General features: G+C 54.2%; 4 protein-coding genes. All 4 read right to left on the reverse strand.

Annotated elements, in window-relative coordinates; translation table 11 throughout:
• Nucleotides 1-3,386: DUF6531 domain-containing protein (locus tag ACQE32_RS19750; RefSeq protein ID WP_427022313.1), on the reverse strand; the 3,386-nt coding region annotated here is incomplete at its 3' end.
• 3 nt (nt 3,387-3,389) lie between these two features.
• Nucleotides 3,390-3,830: a DcrB-related protein gene (locus ACQE32_RS19755; protein ID WP_250651751.1), complete on the reverse strand. Its 441-nt coding sequence runs from the start codon at nt 3,828-3,830 to the stop codon at nt 3,390-3,392.
• Between the two features lie 316 nt (nt 3,831-4,146).
• Complete coding sequence (locus tag ACQE32_RS19760; RefSeq protein ID WP_427022314.1) at nt 4,147-4,869, reverse strand: hypothetical protein; 723 nt, start codon at nt 4,867-4,869, stop codon at nt 4,147-4,149.
• A partial coding sequence (locus ACQE32_RS19765; RefSeq protein WP_427022315.1) for a bacteriophage T4 gp5 trimerisation domain-containing protein occupies nt 4,866-6,094 on the reverse strand: 1,229 nt, incomplete at its 5' end. The genes ACQE32_RS19765 and ACQE32_RS19760, both read right to left, overlap by 4 nt.

Here is a 6,094-nt window from a genome sequence, read left to right on the forward strand (position 1 = left end):
CGGTGTTCGCCGTCGTAGCGGTAGCGCCAGCGCATCCGCGCATTCTCTTTCTCCGTGGTGCGCCCGTGAATGTCATACTGCCAGCGAATACCGTTCAGCTGCGTTACCCGGTTATGGCGTACCGGCAGTGCAGTGCTTTCCAGCGGGTTGCCCGCCGCATCCCAGCGCCACTGCTCCTGCTGTATGCCATCCTGCGTCAGCAGTCGTCCGCTGCCGTCATACTGCCAGCGGGTGGCATTAAACGGATTGTCGTCGCGCTCTTCACGCAACGGCTGGTTGCGCCAGTCATAGTCCCAGCGCCGTGACCAGCGACGCGGAGCCGGACGCTGCGCATGTCCGGTAAACACGTCCCGCCGCTGAATGCGTCCCAGACGGTCATACGCCGTGCGGCTGGTCAGCAGCCCCTGGGTCCGGCTCACCTCGCGGTGCAGCGCGTCACGCGTAAAGTCGCTGACCGGCAGGCCATCCAGCGCAATGCTCAACAGATGGCCGCTGCCGTAATAAAGCTGCTTGAGCTGACGCCCGTCCGGCAGCTCAAGCGCGGTGCGGTTACCCAGGGCATCGTAAGTGCGGTTCAGCGCGCCGTTTTCGCTCTGCTCGCTGATAACGTGCCCCAGCGCATCATACTCAAACGTCAGCTCCTGCTCGGCTTCGCGGCTCCAGGCATTATCGCCCAGCGCCGCATGCTGCGTAATGCGCCCCGGCAGCCCGCTCCTGGTATAATGCCAGCGCGTCTGCCCTTCCGGGGTGGTGCGCGCCAGCAGCTGACCGGCTGCGCTCCAGGAAAAAGTGTGGGTAATGGCTTCAGGATGACCGGCTGCAAAGGTGCGCGAAACCGTGCGCCCGCAGGCATCATAACCGTAACGGGTGATCACCCCATCCAGCCCGGCCTCTTCCAGCAGCAGCGAGTCTGCTCCCCAGCGGAACCGGTAAGCTTCACCGTTCTCGTTATGCAACGCCGTCAGCCTGCCGCGGCTGTCCCAGCTGCGGCGGACCTCTTCGCCCAGCGCATTACGGGTGGCAATCAGACGCCCGGCTGCGTCATAGCTGAACTCGCTGCGTTTTCCGTCTGCAGCTTCATGTGCCTGCGGCAGGCCGTTGCTGCTCCAGCTGAGCGACTCCAGCCAGCCCTCCGCACGTTCAAGCTGCACCGGGCGTCCGGCTGCATCATAGCGATAACGCGTCTCTTCGCCGTCAGGGGTAATCACCACTTCAGGCCAGCCGAGCGGATGGTAACGCCAGCGCGTTATGCGACCGGAACAGTCGGTGGCGCGAATAATCTGCCCCGCCTCGTTATATTCCTGATAACGCGTGTTACCAGCCGCATCAACCTCCTCCGTTATCTGACCATACTCGTCACGACGGTAAAGCGTGCTTTGCCCCAGCGCATCGACAATCCGCGCCAGTCCATGATGTTCATCATAATAAAACCAGGTGGTTGCGCCATCCGGTGCGCTGATGGAGGCGGGTAGCGCCCGGTGTTCCAGCCAGCGAGTCGTCTGCGTATTGCCGTCAGCGTCCGTTTCCTGTACCCGGTTGCCCATTTCGTCATAAACAAAACTGACGACATTACCAAGCGGATCGATGCGCCGCGTCAGCTGCTCGTTCTCATCCCACTCGTAACGCCAGCTCTCGCCGCGCTCATCGACGAAACGGGTAATCAGTCCCTGCGCGTTCCAGTAGTGCTGACGAGTCTCTCCATCATACTGCGTGACGGTAGTCAGCCCTGCGGGGATGTCATAGGCGATATGGCAACCGTCGCCGGTGCTGGTACGGTTTTCCACCACCCGCCAGTGATCGAACTTTTCCCAGCGATATTCACTTTCCAGCCCGCCCGGCAGGCGATGCCAGATCATCAGCCCCTGATCGTTATAACGATATTCACGCGTGATCACGCCGCTGGCATCGGTGGCGGCGGCCAGTTGCCCGCGCACGTCGTATCGCCAGGTCATCAGCGGCCAGTGGTGCGTTCCGTCAAAATGGCTGGCAGCGGTGACACGTTCAGGGAAGCGCTCATCCTCATAGGCCAGCGTAACGTCAATGGCGCGAGGCTCATCGTGGATACGCACCAGCCGTCCGTGCTCGTCCCAGCCGGTTTCCAGACTGTTGCCATACTCATCACTGAGCGAGGCCAGCTTCAGCACGGCAGGGTTAGCACGTGTGGGCTTGAACAGCCGCCACGTCGCCCCGTCGTCATCCGCAATGGCCACGTCGCCGCTCTCATTGCGCCGGACAATGATCCCTTCACTGATGCTGTAAAAAGCCTGGTTAACCACAGGAAGCGTAAAGCGCAGCTCACGACCGGTTTCATCGAACCAGGTGACTTTGTCCCCTTCCAGCTTCAGCCAGCTGTCAAAAGCAGTGGCCCAGCCAGGGCCAAACAGTCCGCTACGCGTGGTAAGGCTGTTATAACTACGTTGCCAGCGCAGCGGAAAGCGTCCCGGCAGGGAGAAATCGAGTTCGTTTTCGTCATTCAATACCTTCACGCCCGTTGCTGCATGTACCGGATGCGACGAAGCAAATACCGCATTAACAGCCATATCCGCCAGCATGCCGCCGCCCGCTGCCGCCAGTGCGCAGGGCATGTTTTTCAGGATTGTACCGGGACGACCACGGATCAATGAAAGGGCGATCATGGTCATCGCCAGCCCCGCCATTTTACCGCTCTTGATATCGCGTACCGTCAGGGTTTCCCCACCGATAATCACATCAGGCGAGACCTTCTCCGAGACAGTCGCTTCACAGGTGGTGCGATCTTTCGCACGGACGGCGGGCTGACCGTTAATAAAAACGCTTTTAGAACCTTCCGCCAGATACTGTGGGCCAGCATGTTTATCACAGGCGACTTTATCCTGCTCCAGCGGCGAAGCGCCTGCAGCTGCTGATGCGACGGTCGGCTGCCACATTTCACTGCCAAACTGCTGAGCAGCAGAGAGCAGCATGCCGCCATAGTCGGCGAAACTGCCAGGCGGCTGTGGTTCAGGCGGTGGCGTATCACCTGCCACCGGTGCCCCTGCTGCACGGGCTGCGGGCAGGCTGTTAATCAAAACATTGCTGGCACCGGTAATAATCTTTCCTGCCGGTGATGGTGGAAACAAAAAATTACCGATGCCGTCGGCGGCCGCGCTGATGTCATCGGTGATGCCAGCCACGTTCGCCAGCACGCCGCCAAGAATACCGCTCAGCACGCAGCTGGATCCTACAGCAGCAACACCTGCCGCCGCCATGCCAGCCCCCAGCGCAGGCGCGGCAACGGTTGCCGCCGCGGCTACAGCCGCACCGATTAACGCATAGGCGGCACCTTCCGCCACGATACTGGTGATATCAGCAAAAACACTGGAGTGGATGATTTCGTCGCCCTGACGGGCCGCATTGTTGTCACTCATACCTTACGAATTCCGGTTAGCGTTCAGCGTCAGGCTTTGTTTAATCGCGTTCCAGCGCGGCGTATCTTCTTCACTGAAGGGGCGCTGAGCAGAAAGCGTAAAGATCAGCATCACCGGCTGGCCGCTTACCTGTACCGCCAGCTGTTTTTGCCACAGCTGCTGACCGTTACGGGTAAACGCGGTTTCCACTTCCACGGCGCGAATGTTGTTTTCCGGCCCGACGCTGACACGTTCAAAGGCGCTTTGCTGCACATCGCCCATCTGCGTACGCAATGTTTCCCACTGACGATGAAATTCCTGTTCAAAATCACTTTCGTCGGGTATCGGGCCACGGCTAATTACCAGCGACAGGCCGCTTTCTTCATCACGCAGGATATTAATAGTGGCGTCCTGCCATGCTGTGGGGAATAAGGAAAAAGAGGCTTCCTGAAGAGAATATTTCATAGTGGATCCTTGCAATGCATAAAGACCATTGTGCGGCAATGATTGAAAAACATCTCATGCGCAGTATGAGTTAATCGTTTATTTTTAGGCGTACAGTGTGGTAACTGTCATAGCTAAAATTATTCCACAATGTATTTCTTAGGGATGAAGTGCTTAGAGAAACACACAATTCCGAAACCATATTAAATCTTGCGGGAATCATACTATTCAGCAGGAATTTACCTACTAATAAGAAAACCCATAAAATTATTCAAAAATGTGCCAGCATAAAAACCATTTGATTTTTATCGGCACATTTCACCTGATATATTTTTACTTATTCTTTCTGCCACTTTCCATACTGCTCAACTAATATTTTATCTTCTTGCTTTACTAATAGCCGGGCAAAATTAAAGTCGACTCGATATTCAACATTACCGTTTTTGAAAGCAGCGCCAATGACCTTTTTTGTATCGATATCACTCACGGTTTTACCGGTTAATGTTAAAACACTGTTATCTTTATTCCTTACACCCAGATAATAAACCTTATCGCACACCTGAAGAAAATCACCACAACTATTGCGTATAGTAACAGTGAACTTATCAGTTAATAATGTTTTACTTACACCATTGGTGCCGCTTATTTCTTTGTCTTTACGCAGAATATAACTATCAGGGGCAGTATAATCCCCATCTTCAGGTTGTTTTAGAAGTTGCCATGACATAACACCCTGATTAATAGTAAGCTGAGCTTTGCCGCCTTTCCCTCCGAAGGATGAATTGAACTCAACAAGTGCGGAGTCACCCTGAACGATGCCAGACAGGTTGCTCTCTCCCTCTTCAGGACAGTCTATGCGTGCCCCACGTCGGCTAATATAACAATAGCTTCCACTAATATTCTGTTGCGCCTGCTTTATATCCAGCGACAGGGTAGATAACGGTTGATTCTCCGTATCATCTTTTTCACCAGACCATACGCCAGTGAAAGAAGAGGAAGCAAAGGCAGATACGCTTAAAAGCACTGAGAAAAATAATGCCGATTTTAGATATAATCTCATTCCAGTTCCACCTGTGAGCAGCGATCTACACGATTAAGCCATCCCGTTAAAAATTTTGCATTCGTAGGCTTACTGTCAGCAAGACTACGGTAATACGCCTTTCTAATATCTGCAATTCTTTCGGTTAGTCTCGATGAATCCGGCACACTGTTCATCGCATCTATTGTTTTAGGCCCAATCGCACCATCAATGTTTAGATTTTGTCCAAATTCACTGTTAAGCAATTTTTGTATTTGTTTTCCTGCCCCACCTGAAGTAATAGTCCAGTCATATGACATCAATGCCAGTTTCGGATCGTTAAGATTATTAAAGCCTGATGGTTCCCAATAGCGTTTACGATAGATTATCTCTGCCTGCTCATTAGTTAGTTTTTTCAGATTAGCTAATGTAGGATCTACATTCAGATCTTCTTTTGCATACCGCTGCCAGGTTGGCCAGGCGATACCTTTATTAGTTGCACCGCCAGCATCATCAGGATCATTTACATAACCGCCTTCATTTTGGAAAATAACTGGCGATATTTTTGAAAAATTATCGCTGCTGCTTTTAGAAGGAATTGGGGAAACAAGCGTAGTCACTGCCTGATGGGCAATGGTTTCTTTCTTTACAGAGGTTGCCCCCTTACTCTGCTTTCCCGGCGTAAACTTTGCCTCCACTGCCTGTTTGATATCCTGCTTGTGATTCGGCCCTGGCGCAGAGGTGCCTGGCTGCGCGCCCGCCGTGTTCAGATTTAGCTTACCGCCACTGGTGGTGATGTTGCCATCTCCCTCCACGAACAGGTTAAAACCTTTTCCAACAAGGTTTATCTGCCCGTTGGCGTTTAGCTCAATTGCGCTGTTCCCACATACCAGCCGGAGCTGGGAACCGGAAGCCAGCACGTACTGCTCTACTACTGCATCCTGCTTGCCCTGCCCGGTCAGGATCTCAGTTCCACCTTTTACGGCCTGCGTCTGATTCGCCTCTACCCGGTGCAGTTCATTTTTACGCACATAATGGCTGTGGTTGCTGCCGATGCTGCGTGTGGCATCGTTCTTGACGTTCACGTCCATATTGCGCTCGGCCTGGATCCACACCTGCTCTTGCCCCGCCCGGTCCTCGAAGCGCAGCACGTTGGCGTTGTCCGGCGTCCCGTCCTTTGACCGGCTCATGAACCCCATCTGCGTCGCCGCCCCCGGCAGCGGCCACGGCGGCATGCTCGCCGCGTTGTACACCCGGCCCGTCACTA

The organism is Pantoea sp. FN0302 (assembly GCF_050113775.1).
Classification (GTDB): Bacteria; Pseudomonadota; Gammaproteobacteria; order Enterobacterales; family Enterobacteriaceae; genus Mixta; species Mixta alhagi.